This window comes from Bacillus sp. FSL K6-2944 (assembly GCF_038005385.1).
Taxonomy (GTDB): Bacteria; Bacillota; Bacilli; order Bacillales; family Bacillaceae_G; genus Bacillus_A; species Bacillus_A cereus.
The window spans coordinates 24,147-40,059 of the sequence record NZ_JBBOTE010000010.1; the positions used below are offsets into that span (position 1 = coordinate 24,147).

A 15,913-nucleotide genomic window follows, 5' to 3' on the forward strand; every position below is an offset into this window, starting at 1 on the left:
ATGTGGCAAGCGGTGAAAGACTTTTTTACAACGGTAACGAATCCGATTGAAGCCTTTTCTCGGTGGATTGTAGAACTCTCCATTCAGCTTTTAAACTTTTTCTTAGGTTCGATTGTGAGTGTTACAAAAATTGATGCGGAATATCAAAAGGTACAGGTGATACAAGATGTGTTCTCTTGGGTTCGTTTTCTCGTCTATGCCTTAGTAGGTGTGATTGTCCTTCATCAAATATTTAAACAGTATTTAGCAATTTCTACGGGTTCGATTCAAAGACGAACGATGTCTCAAATCATGGGAGATATCGGGAAATTTGCGTATCGCCTTCTCATGTTACCGTTATTTTTAGACATCATGATCAAACTCAATTCATTCTGGGTGGGATTTATTTCGGATAAAGGATTGGTAGTAGAGCAATTTGTAAAATATTTAGGACTCAATTCAGGAGACAAAGGAAATCAATCTGTTAGTGAAATTGTGTTAGGGAATATTTCGAAAATATATCAATTGAAAATGGCAGGAACGGTCGTATTCGTTGCTATTTTCTTCTTAGTTTTACTCGCTATCTTGTTTGTGATGATGTATATCCAAATGATGATGAGACTCGGGCAAATTGTCTTTTGCTATGTGTTAATACCTTTTGTCGCCTTATCCGCTTTAAATGAAGAGATGGATATGTATTCAACTTGGTGGAGAGAAACGATTGCTATTGTGGGAACAGCAGCTGCCCAAGTCAGTTTCTTATATTTAGGACTCAATTGTATGTTGTCGGGTCACGCCATTTTAGGAACAGGTATTTTAATAGGAGTAGTCACAACACCTGCTGTGTTACAAAAGTTTGTCTATTCTACAGGTGTGGCCAGTGGGGCAGGAAGCATGAGGAAATTTATGACACGTCAAGTGCTGATGAGAAGGAGAGGATAAGACATGTATATCAAAACAACGGTAACCGTTGTACGAAATTGGAAGCCGATACTTATTGGGATACTGATTTTGCTGAGTTGTTTCACTTGTATGATGTGGGGAGGGAGTGAGAAGCCTCAGACACCGATGGGAGTCGGCTCAGCAACTGTATCACCAGAAGTAATGAAATGGGAGCCCTTAGTCAGAAAGCATGCGCAAACCTTTGGTATGGAAGCCTATATTCCTCTTGCGCTGGCTTTAATTCAGCAAGAATCGAACGGGACATTGCGAGATGTCATGCAGGCTGCCGAAGGCGCATTTAATACAAAATATCCTAAAGTCCAAAATGGAATACCTGATCCGGATTATTCCATTTGGTGTGGGATACAAGAATTAAAGCATTCTCTTGAGTTAGCAGGTGTCACAGGTCCAACAGATATAGAACGTATTAAATTATCTCTTCAGAGTTATAACTTTGGAACAGGATTCTTCTACTTTGTACAGAAAAATGGCGGCGCATATACGTTAGACTTAGCGAAACAATTTGCGCTAGCACACAATGGAGGAAGGACGCAATGCGGTTTTCGAAGCCCCTATTGTTATGGCGACGTGTCGTATGTCGAAAAAGTGCTGAAAAACTACCAAGTTGGCGGTACGAGTGGAACGGGAGCAATAGGGGATGAATTGTTTCAGAAGGTGATGGGTGAAGCAACGAAGTATAAAGGACAAAAATATGTGTGGGGCGGAAGTAATCCTATGCAAGGATTTGATTGTAGCGGGCTGATACAGTGGACGTATCATACAGCAGGTATCCAGCTTAATCGTACCGCACAATTACAGTGGAATCAAACGAAACGGATTTCTGCGGAAGAAGCCAAGCCGGGAGACCTCGTATTCTTTCATTCTACCTATCCAACAGATTCTTACATTACACATGTAGGTATATATCAAGGAAACATGCAAATGTTTCATGCGGGTGATCCGCTTAATTTTGCAGATTTAAAGACGCCATTTTGGCAGCAACATCTCGCAGGGTTTGGTCGCGTACAGTAACGATGAGAAAGGGTGAAGGGAAATGAGACGTAGTATAGCAATTCTGATTTTATCTATAGGTATAGTGGTATTGATTGGGTATGCTTGGAAACAAAAAGGGGAGGTGAAAGTATATGAAACAAAATATAAACAAGTTTTGAAAGAAAATACCAGATTAAAAGAGAAGGTGCAGGCAAAAGAGAACAATGAGGAAACAAAAGTAAAAAAGGATACAGACGCCTTTTTACGAGCCTTCTTTACGTACGATACTTCGAAAGGTGAGCAAGGTTGGGCGAAAATAGATCCATATACAACAGAGTCTGTAAGAGGGAAGTTAAAGCCAGCAGGAGAGGAAAAGAAGCCAGAAAAAACACCACCAGAAACAACGATTGTTTCAACTATAAAAGATGTCAAGCTATACTATACAACTGTGCAAAATGGTGAGAAAGCGAATGTGTTTTCTCGTGTGTGGATTAATACGACTGTAAACGGTGTAACGAGTACCACGCAAATGGTATTAGATATTGAGATGGTATATAGTCCTGAAAAGAAAAAATGGATTGTAGGGGATATCAGTATTCAACAGCCTTTAGGTGAAGAGGGGTATATTAATTAATTAATTAATTATTTTATATAGAGGGAGTGGTTTATATGGAAATGAAGCATGATAGAAATTGGAATGCGCTATTGGATTTACAATTACAAGGGGAGAAAAAAATTCAAGTATTAAATTTTGTGATGGAACGATTGGATGCAAAAAATCAATTGCATATGACACAAAAAGAAATCGCAGAACAAACACAGGTATCCGAACGCACTGTCAGCGAAACGATGAAGACGTTACAAGAATCTAACTTTTTACAAAGACTACAGTCGGGTGTATATGAAGTGAATCAGGCATTTGAATATGAACATCCCCCTTCTGAAGAAAAAGGGTTAGCAAAAGAAATGGAAGTGTTACGTGACAACTTACAAACGGTTACAGTAAAAAACGTATTGAATAAAAGTATGAAGGACGTGCAACAACTGATTGAAAGCGATTTAGAAAATCCGAAAGGTTCTACATTGACCAAAGAGGATGTGAAAGAGTTATTAGATCAGCATGTGAAGAGCTTAGAACAAACCCTTCATCAATACTATGAACAAAAAGAGAAGGGAGCTTCGTGGAAAGAAGCCATTCAGACCTTAAAAGAAAATGTAAAAAAGAGTTATCAAACCTTAAAAGAAACCTTTGTGCAAAAAGTGAAACAAAATGTACAAACGGTAAAAGACGCGCCAGGGCAAGTGAAACAATATACAAAAAATAGATTCATTGATGGAGTAGTTCGTGTAAATAATCTCATCCTTACAAAGAGTCAAGAATGGAATCAAAAACTGGAACAGGCGAGACCATACCAAAAGGAAACGTTACAGGAAAAGGATAATGAGAAGACGGTTGTACAAGAAAAGGAACAGCTTATAGAAAAAGAAGTGGTGCAAGGAAAAACAGTGGAAGAACCTACTATGCCACCGCCTCTTGAAAAAGACTTCTTAGTAAAACAACAAGCTGAAATACCTACGGATACGATAAAGAAGAATTTTCAAGAATTGGTAACAGAACAGTTTGAAAAACACCCAGAAGCAACGATGGAAGCATTACGGGAGTATATTGTAGAACAGCATCCGCATATTCATCGAATTGAACAAGTGAATGCGGAAGAATTTGTCACAAGGATTGAAAAAGTATCACATATTTTACTGGTGAACCAACAAGCCAAGATTATAGATCAAAAAGAAGAGTTAGCTGTCATAGCAGAAGAAGTAACAGACGAAAAGCAGGTAGAAAAATTTGCGGATTTAGTGAAGGAAAAACAGGAAGAAATCGTGATGGAAGAAGAGGTTACAGTGAGTTTTGAAAAATAAGGAGTGGATAACAAAATAGAACCCTACGTCAGTATTCCTTTGTAGGGTTCTCATATTTTTTTACTAAATCACGAATAGCTTCGTCTAGTAATTTAGATTTATTAATACGCGTTTTTTCCGTTAATTGTTGGAATTTTTTGTTTATCCCCTTATCAAGTGTGCTAGAGAAACGATCCCGAGTTTTTAAGTCTGATGTTTTCATTTGTAATCACCTCTACATCTTATTATATCGAGTGGTAAGAGTTAATGCAATGTAAATAAAATTAATTAAAGTTATTGAAACTTAATTAAGTTAGGTATAGAATAAGAGTATCATCAAAAAGAAAGGTAGTGTGATAATCGTGAACTGTCCATACTGTGCAACTCCGATACAAGTTGATAAGAATGGTGTCGTACAAGAGATTTGTGAATTCTGTGGTGGTTGTATTCGGGAACAACAAACAGGTATCTTACAGCTTTGTCAGGATGGGGAGCGTTTTGAATTTACTAAGATGCAACAACAACTCTTCTTAGAACACATTCATCAGTCTGTAGAAGAGTTGAAGCAGTATCATACGTACGATTTGTATTTGTTGCTAAAGGAAGTCAGAGAGGCACGCAGCCAAACATATTACGGTTTACAGTTACTCAATAAGGCTTCAAAAACAGAAAGTACCTTACAAGCGACAGCGGATGAAACAGGCGGAGAATATGAGTATTACACAAGAAAAGCATGGGCAATTGAGAACATTCTGTTAGAACGACAAGGATTCTTTCCAGAAAAAATAACCGCTCGTGTTTTGGAGTACATGGGAGAGCAAATCCGAAAATCGAAGAAAAAGAGTATGAGGATATCAAAGGGGCAACGTCCAAAAAGGAAAGAAATCTGTTGGTAAGGGGGAGAGGATACGGTGGAAATCGTGTATAAGAATCCTTTTCAGGAAAGTTTTTATATGAATTCCTACGATATTTTTTCGGAAGAGACACCGGTTTCTTTGGTGTACTGCAAAGAATGTAAGCAGTTTTCCACTGCATACATTCGAATATTTCGGGAGAAACATAAGTACTATTGCTCGATTTGTAAAAAAAGAACAACTCGGAAATATGAGCGAGCGACCTATATCAGTCCTATTTACACAAAAGTGTTTGATGATGCACATAAGATTACATATAGTTGTGGGTTTTATCATCACATTTTGAAATTTGATTTTGGGAAAATGAAAATGAGAAAAATCTCGGCGATATACCGATACAATATCACGCATAATAAGCAAACGAAACAAACCTATTTGATTCGGAAAAGTCCGAATCCCAAGAAAAATCGGATTGCAAATATCACATTCGGCGCATGTTCCTTTACGTGGAAATTTGTATCCGAGCATGTACAGTATATAGAACAAACAGAAGCCTATCAGGATTTCTTACAGGCGATCTTACCTACATGGTTTTCGGAACACCAAAAGCTCCGTGTCATGCAATTTCCGATTCTGTTACGCTATCCACAGTTGATGTTGTTGCCACTAAAATTCACGGAATATTCAACCTTTAGATTTCAGGTAAGAGATAATAAATATAAGAGAGAGCAGTTAGCCCAGTTGCCATATAAGCAGTCAGAACTTGTAGAATGGTTATTCGATAAGAAAGTATCCAAAAAAGAACGCAACCTTTTATTTGAAAATCCACGTGTATGGGTGTGGTACAAACATATTGTCCATCTCATTGAGAATGTGGATATAAAACAATATATGCTAGAAAACTTAGCAAGAATCCCTGACGTACTTCATTCTCACAATCTGTCCATTGAAGATGTAATCGGACAACTGCATCCGAGTTATTTACAGGAGTTCGAACGGATGAAACAACATTTCAAAAGTGAAAAAAGATTTGCGAACGCAATCATACAACAGGTGAAAAGGCATGAGGAAGATTGTGTATTCGAATATATGAGAGATATCGTGCGAATGATGGAAATGTTACAGGAGGAGATGCCGACGTATGAAGTACCAAAACTATATGATTTAGAAACATTACACGATGTATTGGCAAGTGATTTAAATAAAGTAGAATACGCATACGAGGAAATACAGTACGAAAAGGAAGAAAAGCTAAAATTGGAAACAGAAACGAATGAGTATCGTTTTCTATTAGCAACGAGCAACCATCATTTAATAGAAGTGGGAACAAAATTAAACATATGTGTCGGTTCGTATGCACGAGAAGCAATCCATAAGGATGTATACATTGTGGTAATGGAAGAGAAAGGAACAGAGAAAGTCACACATTGCCTAGAATTTCGTTGTAACGGAAGGGGGCGGTGGTCTTTGGTACAAGCGAAGGGGAAATATAATGATGTTCCATCAGAAGAAATCAGCCGTCTTCTGGTTGAGTATTGTGCAGAAAGAAACATACGGATTGCAACGCATGATATTGATTTTGAAAGTCCTTTAGAGTTAACAAGCTAAATTTAAAAAGTTGGAGGAATTTGTGTGAAAGTGATACTATGTGAAAAACCGCAACAAATGAAAAGTTATTCCGAAGCATTTCAAAGTGCGAAACGAGAAGGTACACATATTACGGTGAAGGACAAAGAAATCTTTGGAGACGAAGAAGTCGTCATGATTTCGGCACTCGGTCATCTCATCGAATTATGTAACCCTGATGAGTATAAAGAAGAATGGAAAAACTGGAGTATGGACCAACTGCCTATTATTCCAGAAGAGTTTAAAATGAAGGTGTCAAAAGATAAAAAGTCGATTTTTCAAAATGCGAAACAATGGCTACAAAAAGCAGATGAAATTATTATTGCGACTGATCCTGCTAGAGCTGGAGAAGCGATTGCAAAAAATATTATTATTATGGCAGGCGTGAACAACACACCACAAAAACGCTTGTGGGTTAAGAGTATGACGCAGGATGCTGTTCGAAAAGGATTTCAAAACTTGCGAGATGCAGAAGAAACATATAGTTATTATTTAGAAGAACAAGCTCGTGCTGTTAGCGATTGGATTATAGGAATGAATGCCTCACGAGTATTTACGTTGTTGTTCCGAGACAAGAAAGGCGTGAAAGAGGTGTTCAGTGCAGGGCGGGTACAATCAGCCTTGTTACACCTAATTCGCCAACGCGAGAAAGAATTAGAGAATTTCAAAGTGCAATCATTCTATGAACTTCATGGGTATTTTGAGGCGAATGGAATACCCTATGTCGGAAAACTCCTCCAAGATCATAACATGATGAAACTCCATTCAAAAGAAGAAGCACAGGAAAAGTTGCAAAACTTGCAAGAGTATACAGCACGTATACAAAAGATGACAGTGGAACAAAAATCGAAACAAGCGCCGAAATTATATAATCTGTCGAGCTTACAAGCAAAGCTGAATAAGAAGTATAAGATGTCACCTAAAGTTGTACTAGAGACAGCCCAGAGTTTATATGATAAAAGAATGCTCTCGTATCCACGAACAGAATATCAGCATATTCCTGTTGCAGAAGCAGCACAATTACCAAGTATTCTAGAAAAGTTAGCAAATATCACGGATTATCAAACTTTGATTGAAAAGAAAGAAAGAGAAACCATCGTAAATCAGAAAGCATACGTGGACGATGAGAAATGCGGAGACCATTACGCACTGATTCCCACGAATCAAGTTCCTAACTTAGAAACCTTATCAAAAGAAGAGGGGTGGCTCTATGATGAGGTCGTGCGTAGCGTGATAGCAACGTTCTATGAACCTATGACGTATAATCAAACAGAACTGTTCACTGAAGTGAATCACGAGGTTTTTAAATCGACAGGGAAGCAAATCACCCATCTTGGATGGCAAGTCGTGTTTGGAAAAGAAGAAAATGAAGAGAAAGAGAACCAAAAAGAACAGGCGCTTCCACTTGTAGAACAAGGTCAAACTGTAGAGACAACAGAAATCAAGTTACATGAAGGGAAAACACAACCGCCTAAACTATATACAGAAGGGCAACTGATTACAGTAATGGCCAAACATGATATTGGTAGCGAAGCAACGAGATCAGGCATTATAGAGAGAATCAAAACACTGTTGTATATCAAAATTGAAAAGAACATCGTACATGTAACAAACAAAGGGAAAATGATGGTGGAAGCAATTAAGGATACCGCAATTGGCTCACCCGAATTAACTGCAAAATGGGAAGGCTACTTGAAGGGAATTGGAGAAGGGAAGAAAAAGGATAAGCCTTTCGTAGAAACCTCCAAAAAGTTAGCGCAGAAACTCATCAACGAAGCAAAAGACCAAGTAAACACATGGGCAATAAATGATTTTGTAGAAGATAGAAAAACTGAACATCATATAGGAGAGTGTCCATCCTGTGGAAAGCCAGTCGTAGATAAGAAAACGATATATGGTTGTTCAGGATATGCGAAAGACAATCTAAAGAGTTGTCAGTTTTCTGTTTCGAAAGAATTTTTAGGACAGAAGATTAGTGAAAGTAATATGATAAAGTTGTTAGAGGGCAAGAAAACGACGCTGTTAAAAGGTTTAAAGGGGAAATCAGGAAAAGAATTTGATGCGTATCTAAAATTAGATGAGGGAAACATTCAGTTTGTATTTCCGAAGAAAAAGAAAGTGACGAGTGCAGCGAAATAAGACGGAGAAGGCGCTACACAAAATGCGTAGTGCCTATTTTCTAAAAAGAATGGATTGATCTGAGGAGGCGAGAAATTTGGAAAAAGCAATACGATATGGTGAAACGGCTCCTGCCATATGGAGTATTCACAATGGTACAACAGGATGTGTATATGCCCAAGTCGGTATCCCGCAAGTGGGAGATATCGAAATACAGGTGTATAATCACGAAGGAAACGGACGATTTTTACTTACAATTCCTGAATTCAATTGGTGTAGTTATGTAGGGGATTTTGAAGTATTCGATACAAGTTCGCCAGGCAATGAAAATGATGTATTTAAGGGATATCGTGGGTATTATTTGACAATGGGAGATGTTGAAATAGTAATACCTGAATTGCAGCCGTATGAGAGAGAGATGAAATTCATTTTCTCTTTACTTCTGTCGTTGCTGTATAAGGAAACAACAAATGAGTTGTATCGTAACACGGGTACAAGATGTACGATAGAGGAGCATATCCGCTACTGTAAAAGAACATTAGAATCATGGCATGTCTATCTAGCTGAAGAATGAAGTGGAGCAACTAAACATACAGAGAAGGTTTTCCTTTCTTTTTTGGCAGAAGCTAGCTGGGGGTATGGGGGCGAGTCCCCCATGGTTTCCGTATCCATACAGAGAATAAGTGAAAGCAATGGGCGATCGTACAGGCGGTTCGGCACGTACAATATGACGTGTAAGCTGAAGGACCTAAAGATTTCCTTTTTTGTCGTCAGCTTAGCAACGATACGTTGACGTGCCGAAAAAAGTTGGGCAAGGATGAAGATGACTGCGAAACAACGTGAAGTGGCCATCTTCAAAGGTGGAGATTTTCTGGAGAGAAACGGAAGAAAATACGACCTGTTCCTGGCGGAACTTTTAGCCTTTTGCGTATAGCTTCTTTTATTCCCTCTTTTACCACATATATGTAATCAGGAACGGTGATGGAATAAGCGGAAAGGCTTGCAATATATGTTATAATAATCATATCTATCTATTTGAGAAGAGTGGGGGAAGAACTGTGGAACATCATATTATCGAGGATCATCAAATTCTCCAAACCAATAAGAAGTGGTCACATCTCACACAAAATCAGAAGAATTTGATAGCAGAATGGTTACGAGAAGAATATCGAAGTTTCATTATCTTGTATTTACGAAAACCGAAACGTTATGAAGAAGAATATATAGTAGATAGCGTGATGGAACGGATACACGCACGTGGTATTTGGATACCATATGGAGAAGTAAAAGCGTACTTTGCATGTAAAAAAGGCAAATGGTATCGGAAATTAGAAAATGAGTTTGAAGATAGAAGAAAAGAAGAACAAATGTATATAAAGAGCGAAAGAATGGGAAAAATGACTCATGAATAGGGAAGTTGTTTCATCATTTTGCTGTAGGAATACAGGATGGAAATGCTATGTGATGGATAGAAAGTAGGAATGATAGATTGAGAATGCAAAAAGAGACAATCTCACCTGTTATAAAAGAAGAACCAGTGTTTGATTTTCAGCAAATAGATTCTTACTTACATCGTCATGTACAATCGAAAAGTATATGGAGTTTGGGTATGCTGGTTCTAATTAGTATTGCGATGGTGTATGTACCTTACGAATTGCTTCTACATGCATGGCTACAACATACCCCTATTATCATACAAGCTTGGATAAAAGCACTCGTATATACAGTACCCATTGCGGCTAGTTTTTGCTATGTATTTCGAGATTCCATGAAACAATTGTTTCAAAGAATGACCATTCTCCAGCATATGAAATGTCTGTTGTTAGCATGTTTACTACTATGGTTAGCCTATTTGTGGGGACATATTGTAGAAAGTCTCATTTCTATGGATATATCTCCACATGTTATGGATAACACGAGTAAAGTAGAAAGAATGTTGAGCATACCTGGTTTGCTCGTTCAATTGTTGGGGGAGAACCTCATGTTTGTTGTGTTTTTCTTTTTCTGGTATAAGTGTATAACATGCATAAAGAAAGGAAATACAGCTATCGTTCTTCTAGCTATGTTAGTAGCGGGTGTTACATTTGGTATGATGCATCTAACAGCATACCATTTTAATGTATTACAGTGTATTTTGCTTGTGGGAATGCCAGCTGCTCTGCATCTTTTATGGTTTGTTCATACTAGAAATATACACATGGCATATTGGTTACATGTGTATTATGATTTAATAATCATATATTGGTCATTCATGTAAAGAAAGATTGTAATGGAATCCATATATTGCCGTTCTTATAGATGGTTCAAACATTTTTTATAGTCAGAACATTCGATTCTTTCCTCGATGTAGGGTAAAAATGTGGTAAGATTGAAATATGACATATGTATACATTAATTCCAATTCTTTTAGAAAATGAGTTGGGATTCTTTTTATAAGCCTGATATCTATTGTTAGCGATATATAAAATGTGAAATGTACGGGGTGAAGAAATGGAAGTACAGCGAGTGCTGCAAGAAGAAATTCGTGAAAGAAAGCGAATTGCTTCAGGCGTTCATCATAAAACAGGAAAACGAGGATATGTCGGAAAGATGTTATTTCCGACTGACATGCTGAAAGGAAAAGAGAAACGAAGCTACCAAAAAGCATCGAAGGTGGAGATTTCAAATATGTATGAAACAATGATGAGCCGGACAGAATTTGAAATGTTGCCTGTAGAACAGCAAAAACAAATGTTACAGGGCTACCGGATGCATTTTCATATGAAGGATATCGTAAAGCACTGGAAAATGAGTACAACGAAGTTGTATAGCTTAATTAAGGAGCTAGAATTGCCCGCTCTTCCTAAGGAAAATGTAGTGGCAAAACGAAAAGAATCACGTCAGAAAAACCGAAAAACAGGGAAACAAACGAAACCAAAACAAAGAGAAGTGTTGCCACCAATAGAACAAATTTCTCTTTTTGATACAGATTCTGAAGTGGTGCACCGGATACCAGTAGCTGCACCAATACAAGGATATCGCACGACCTTATCAGGTGTATACAGTTCCGAAGAATTAATCAATCGTCTATTGAAAATGGGTGCTGTATTAGAAGGAGAAGAAACCATGTTTCGAGTACAATTAGTGATAGAAGAACAAGAAAGATAAAAATAAGGTTGGAATGTTATACATAGAAAATGGAGGAGGAAATGACAGTTGAAATCAACAGGAATTTTACGCAAAATAGACCATTTAGGAAGAATTGTCATACCGAGAGAAACAAGAAGAGTACTGGAAATAGCAGAAAAAGACTGGGTAGAAATATTTGTAGAGGGAGAAGAGATTATTCTGCAGAAATATAAGGGATATGACGTTTGTCCCATTACAGGAGAAGTATCCTCCCAGCATATGAAACTAGGAGATGGAAAGCTAGCGTTGAGTCCAGAAGGGGCGAAACAATTGAGGAAAGAATTAGAACAATATCTTGTAAGAGCCTGAGAAGAAGGGGGAAGGAAACATTGGAAAGAAAACCACACGTACCTCAAAAGGAAAGAACAAAAGATATGCTATCCTTTCAGGAACAAGTACTACAAGAAGCAGTGCAAAGAAAAAAGAACATGACAATGATTTTAGTTAATGGATTTCATATCAAAGGAACAATAAAAGGATATGATGTATATTCGATTTTGGTAGAAGTGGACGGGAAACAACAGCTTGTGTATAAACATGCCATTTCAACAATCCGATTATAAAAGAAACGAAGTAGGGGGAGGTTATTATATGGAATTTATTGTTATCATACTATTTGTTGTAATTGGAACAATCTTAACAGCTGTCCCATTAAACAAAAAGAAAGTAAACTTGACGAAACAAAATAACACACATAATTCATCACCATTATTTTCCTGTTCGGGTTCAAATCATGATAGCGTGTATGATGGTAGTTCATATGATTGCGGTGGGTCTTTTGGTGGAGATAGTGGAGGTAGCTGCGGTGGTGGTGATTAAAGAAATAAGAAAGAATGAGGCGAAAGAAGATGACAAATGTTTTTTATATGGAGCTCAATGATCTTCACTATGAACTCGAACGAAGTGCGGAAATACTGAGAGTATTAGCACATCCTGTCCGTCTACAAATTGTACATCAATTATTAGGGAAAAAGACTTTAAATGTTACCCAATTACAACAGATTTTAACATTACCGCAATCTACGGTTTCACAACATCTTCATAAAATGAGAAATCATAAAGTGTTATCACATGAACGCAAAGGAACAGAAGTATTTTATCGAGTGGACGATAAACAAGTGAAACAAACGGTTCACATACTGATGGGATAAACAGATAGCTTTTTGTATCTGCCTAGTCATGTACAGATACAAAAATAGAACGAGGAGGGGATTCTTTTATGGATGTGAATTCATATTACACGTATATAACAATAAAAGAAATCCTTTTTATCCATGCCTATGTGACAGGGAAAGAAATTCCCTCTTCACAAGCATTACAAATTCTAGGACAATTTGATCCGGAAGAAATCCCAGGCACAATTAGAGAAACACGTCAGTATCGTATACGGAATAATGGAGAAGAATTGTTCCAATACTATAGACAGAAACATCCGAAATTATTTGAGAAACAAAGATTATGCACGTACGAAGAGTTGAAGCAACGAGCGGTGTCTTACTGTTCGGCCCATTTGACGATTCACATGTAATTCAGGATGTACAGGATAATGTTCTGTTCACTTGAATACCACCTAGCAAATGGAAAAGAAATCCAATTTATTAGCCGAGGGTGATAAAAAACGAACGCTCAGATTCCTCTATAACGAAAGAGAAGAGAGTGTCGAATACATTTAGGTCTTGAAAGATAAAAAGCCCCCATACAAATAGATAAGGGTATGAAAAGATGGATAGTAAATATTTAAGGTAGAAAGGGATATAAATCAGTGAGAATAAGTGCATATACAAGAGGTTTATAAAATTTCACGTACCATAATAAAAAGAATAAAATAAAACACCCAAAACAAAGGTTGCTTCTTCTCTCCTTCCTCCGCTACAATAGATATATACTTTCTTTGCCCATTCCCCCAAAAAAGACAGAATATGAAATAAGAAAGGTGACTCACTCTATGAATCAACCTTTAGTCAATTTACGAGTGGATTTTGCTTTTAAGCAATTATTTGGTGTACAAGGACAAGAGGAATTATTGGTTTCTTTTTTAAATGCAATCTTGCATGAATCCTTATCTATACCGATAGTATCGCTAAAAATTGAAGACCCACACCTCCATAAAGAATACGAAGAAGATAAATTATCCATACTAGATATATTAGCTACACTTCAAGATGGGACGAAGATAAATGTAGAAATACAGTTACGAAATACACAAGAAATAGTAAAACGTTCCCTGTATTATTGGAGTAAATTGTATACATCTCAATTAGAGCAAGGAATGCCCTATCGTTCTTTACGGAAAACGATTGCGATTAATCTATTAGATTTTGATCTCTTTCCTCAATATGATGATATGCATACAGTCGGACAATTTTGGAGCAGGCAACACAAGGAAGTGTTACTCGAAGATTTGGAAATCCATTTTATTGAAATTCCGAAATTGCTACAGCAATGGAGAGAAGAAAAAATTAATCCGTGGGAAAATGAATTTGCTCGTTGGTTACTTTTACTACCAGCGCATGAAGATAAACATTTGACCCATACACTGGAGGACATCGCTATGAAACAAGACCCGATGTTACAAAAGGCAATCTATAAATGGGAAAATATGAGTCAGAGTAGTTCTTTCCGTCTTGCATATGAAGCGCGGGAAAAAGTGTTATTTGATGAGCAAGCGAAATTAGCACATGCTCGTGAAGTTGGTATAGAAGAAGGAATGGAAAAAGGGAAGCAAGTGGGAAAAGAAGAAGGGCTTCAAGAGGGTATAGCAAAAGGAATGGAAAAAGGAAAAATTCAATTGATTCAGGGCATGCATAAAAATGGCATGGATATCGAAGATATTGCGAAATTTACGAATATGGAACTGTCGGATATACGCCATATTTTAGGACAATAAAAGGTGGACATCTCATAAGATGTCCACCTTTTATTTCTGAATATTCAGAAATTTTTCGGGGTATTTCCCCTTACCAAACAATCGATTGTACTGTTCCTGTATACTTTGGAGTTGTAAACTAAGTCCTTTTGCCAGTGGTGTCATTTTGGGGTCTTGTTGTAAGATGAGCAATAACTGGGACACCTTTATAAGCATCTCGTGAATCTCATATGCTTCTTCTATCAACCCGTCTACAGAAACCTGCTGAAGGATAGACTCAATTCGGCGCATTTTCCAATCAATTTCTTGTAATAATTGTGTAGAATTTCCAGACCGTGATTTGTCCACTACCATCCACTTCCCGTCTTCATCAACTATACCTATCACAAACTCTTATGATTGATTTCAAATTTACGGATATTGCTACATCATCTTTTTTACTGGAGGTTTGAATCATATCATCACGTCTCTTTTCGAAAAAAGATGCCACTATGACAATTCAAACGATACACTACCTGGTTTTTGTTTATACCCTGAAAAAGGTAAATAACACAGAAACTACCAATTAATAAATGGTCAACGTAACAAAAACAAACGTTTATGTTACAAATCCGGGTTCTGTTGCAAAGTTTTAATTTCGTAAAAAAATACGAATTAACATGCACTCATTCAGAATAAATGCTCAGTAATATACGGAAAAATGTATAGTTCATTCATAAATTTGAGTGATTTTTAAACTTTGCAACGGAACCCAAATCCGTTTAGCCCAGTTAATCCTTTGATTGGATGAAAATCAACCGCTCTAAGTATAACTAAGATTGTTTTGCTAGCACCACCTGATCCAAAGAAACTCCAAACATTAAAAAACAGGGAACTGGAATATTTTTCATAAACACCCCTTTTCCAGGGAATGGGCAAAAAGGAATCATTTGAAACTACCATTTTTACCATAGCATTCTTTATCTTCTGTCTTTTCATCTCGTCAATGCATTCTTCTCAATGTTTTACTCGTATGAGAGTCCATTACGTTTACTAAGATATCCGCAATACATTTTCCATTTTCAAAAATAATTTGATTCTTTGTATATACATCTATATATTGTCCTAATCCTTCACTTAACATCACTTCTAATTGCCCATTATCCAGTATTTTCCCCGTTAAAATGGTGGGATGTTTACTTAGTGAACGATACAATCGTAACGTATCAGCTAAAGATGCCACTAATGGCCTCAACAGAGCATCGTAGTGTGGAAGCATATCCGCAGCGATTTGCTCATTTAGCACAAAATCGATTCCATTCTCCTTTAAATCAAACCGATATAAGAAAATCATGTATATAGCACGTCCTTTTGCACTTCATGTGCACTATAGTAGTAGATAATAGAAAGTTGAGGACATGATTATACCTAATTCCCCAACTTCCTCGACTGAATTTCAAAAAGGTGTATGTTTATTATATAACTGTAT

21 protein-coding genes are annotated in these 15,913 nt (G+C 37.1%); 17 read left to right on the top strand and 4 right to left on the bottom strand.

Features of this window, described 5'->3' with window-relative positions:
- Genes MHH55_RS35210 through MHH55_RS35225 form a run of 4 tightly spaced genes read left to right on the top strand, consistent with a single transcriptional unit; the run spans position 1 to position 3,834 of the window.
- The gene (locus MHH55_RS35210; RefSeq protein ID WP_340882724.1) at positions 1 to 921 is read left to right on the top strand and encodes a conjugal transfer protein TrbL family protein; all 921 of its coding nucleotides are present in this window, start codon (positions 1 to 3) and stop codon (positions 919 to 921) included.
- 3 nt (positions 922 to 924) lie between these two features.
- The gene (locus MHH55_RS35215; protein WP_078186585.1) at positions 925 to 1,953 is read left to right on the top strand and encodes a bifunctional lytic transglycosylase/C40 family peptidase; all 1,029 of its coding nucleotides are present in this window, start codon (positions 925 to 927) and stop codon (positions 1,951 to 1,953) included.
- A gap of 22 nt (positions 1,954 to 1,975) precedes the next feature.
- Positions 1,976 to 2,548, top strand: a complete 573-nt coding sequence (locus MHH55_RS35220; protein WP_078186584.1) for a hypothetical protein — start codon at positions 1,976 to 1,978, stop codon at positions 2,546 to 2,548.
- Positions 2,549 to 2,583: 35 nt separating this feature from the next.
- Entirely contained in the window at positions 2,584 to 3,834 is a 1,251-nt protein-coding gene (locus MHH55_RS35225) for a replication/maintenance protein RepL (protein ID WP_078186583.1), read from the top strand.
- A gap of 28 nt (positions 3,835 to 3,862) precedes the next feature.
- Here MHH55_RS35225 and MHH55_RS35230 read toward each other — a convergent pair whose 3' ends face one another.
- On the bottom strand, positions 3,863 to 4,036 hold the full coding sequence (locus tag MHH55_RS35230) for a ribbon-helix-helix domain-containing protein (protein WP_078186582.1): 174 nt from the start codon (positions 4,034 to 4,036) through the stop codon (positions 3,863 to 3,865).
- Positions 4,037 to 4,175: 139 nt separating this feature from the next.
- Between MHH55_RS35230 and MHH55_RS35235 the strand changes: the two genes are divergently transcribed.
- The 13 genes from MHH55_RS35235 to MHH55_RS35295 all read left to right on the top strand — a co-directional run bounded on the left by MHH55_RS35235 (position 4,176) and on the right by MHH55_RS35295 (position 14,466).
- A complete protein-coding gene (locus MHH55_RS35235) occupies positions 4,176 to 4,709 on the top strand; it encodes a hypothetical protein (RefSeq protein WP_078186581.1) in 534 nt (177 codons plus the stop codon).
- A 327-nt stretch (positions 4,710 to 5,036) separates the two neighbouring features.
- A complete protein-coding gene (locus MHH55_RS35240) occupies positions 5,037 to 6,275 on the top strand; it encodes a PcfJ domain-containing protein (protein WP_254849739.1) in 1,239 nt (412 codons plus the stop codon).
- 24 nt (positions 6,276 to 6,299) lie between these two features.
- Positions 6,300 to 8,432, top strand: coding sequence for a type IA DNA topoisomerase (locus MHH55_RS35245; RefSeq protein WP_078186580.1), 2,133 nt, complete (start codon positions 6,300 to 6,302; stop codon positions 8,430 to 8,432).
- A gap of 76 nt (positions 8,433 to 8,508) precedes the next feature.
- Complete coding sequence (locus MHH55_RS35250; RefSeq protein WP_139362436.1) at positions 8,509 to 8,985, top strand: hypothetical protein; 477 nt, start codon at positions 8,509 to 8,511, stop codon at positions 8,983 to 8,985.
- A gap of 484 nt (positions 8,986 to 9,469) precedes the next feature.
- Positions 9,470 to 9,823: a transposase gene (locus MHH55_RS35255; protein ID WP_078186579.1), complete on the top strand. Its 354-nt coding sequence runs from the start codon at positions 9,470 to 9,472 to the stop codon at positions 9,821 to 9,823.
- An 83-nt stretch (positions 9,824 to 9,906) separates the two neighbouring features.
- Positions 9,907 to 10,668, top strand: a complete 762-nt coding sequence (locus MHH55_RS35260; RefSeq protein WP_078186578.1) for a hypothetical protein — start codon at positions 9,907 to 9,909, stop codon at positions 10,666 to 10,668.
- A 233-nt stretch (positions 10,669 to 10,901) separates the two neighbouring features.
- Positions 10,902 to 11,558 (top strand): hypothetical protein, encoded by a 657-nt coding sequence (locus MHH55_RS35265; RefSeq protein ID WP_078186577.1) that lies wholly within the window; start codon positions 10,902 to 10,904, stop codon positions 11,556 to 11,558.
- Positions 11,559 to 11,606: 48 nt separating this feature from the next.
- The gene (locus MHH55_RS35270; protein WP_078186576.1) at positions 11,607 to 11,888 is read left to right on the top strand and encodes an AbrB/MazE/SpoVT family DNA-binding domain-containing protein; all 282 of its coding nucleotides are present in this window, start codon (positions 11,607 to 11,609) and stop codon (positions 11,886 to 11,888) included.
- A gap of 65 nt (positions 11,889 to 11,953) precedes the next feature.
- Positions 11,954 to 12,142 (top strand): RNA chaperone Hfq, encoded by a 189-nt coding sequence (hfq, locus tag MHH55_RS35275; RefSeq protein ID WP_078186614.1) that lies wholly within the window; start codon positions 11,954 to 11,956, stop codon positions 12,140 to 12,142.
- Between the two features lie 28 nt (positions 12,143 to 12,170).
- Positions 12,171 to 12,398 carry a hypothetical protein gene (locus MHH55_RS35280; protein ID WP_078186575.1) on the top strand — a complete coding sequence of 76 codons (228 nt, stop codon included), beginning with the start codon at positions 12,171 to 12,173 and terminating at the stop codon, positions 12,396 to 12,398.
- 29 nt (positions 12,399 to 12,427) lie between these two features.
- A complete protein-coding gene (locus MHH55_RS35285; RefSeq protein WP_078186574.1) occupies positions 12,428 to 12,730 on the top strand; it encodes an ArsR/SmtB family transcription factor in 303 nt (100 codons plus the stop codon).
- 68 nt (positions 12,731 to 12,798) lie between these two features.
- A complete protein-coding gene (locus MHH55_RS35290) occupies positions 12,799 to 13,107 on the top strand; it encodes a hypothetical protein (protein WP_078186573.1) in 309 nt (102 codons plus the stop codon).
- A 417-nt stretch (positions 13,108 to 13,524) separates the two neighbouring features.
- Positions 13,525 to 14,466 (top strand): Rpn family recombination-promoting nuclease/putative transposase, encoded by a 942-nt coding sequence (locus MHH55_RS35295; protein ID WP_078186572.1) that lies wholly within the window; start codon positions 13,525 to 13,527, stop codon positions 14,464 to 14,466.
- A gap of 30 nt (positions 14,467 to 14,496) precedes the next feature.
- Here the strand turns inward: MHH55_RS35295 and MHH55_RS35300 are convergent, their stop codons facing one another.
- The 3 genes from MHH55_RS35300 to MHH55_RS35310 form a co-directional block, all read right to left on the bottom strand.
- Positions 14,497 to 14,799, bottom strand: a complete 303-nt coding sequence (locus tag MHH55_RS35300) for a hypothetical protein (RefSeq protein WP_139362437.1) — start codon at positions 14,797 to 14,799, stop codon at positions 14,497 to 14,499.
- A gap of 378 nt (positions 14,800 to 15,177) precedes the next feature.
- Complete coding sequence (locus tag MHH55_RS35305) at positions 15,178 to 15,423, bottom strand: hypothetical protein (RefSeq protein ID WP_078186571.1); 246 nt, start codon at positions 15,421 to 15,423, stop codon at positions 15,178 to 15,180.
- Between the two features lie 4 nt (positions 15,424 to 15,427).
- Positions 15,428 to 15,778 carry a hypothetical protein gene (locus tag MHH55_RS35310; RefSeq protein WP_078186570.1) on the bottom strand — a complete coding sequence of 117 codons (351 nt, stop codon included), beginning with the start codon at positions 15,776 to 15,778 and terminating at the stop codon, positions 15,428 to 15,430.
- Positions 15,779 to 15,913: the final 135 nt, after the last annotated feature.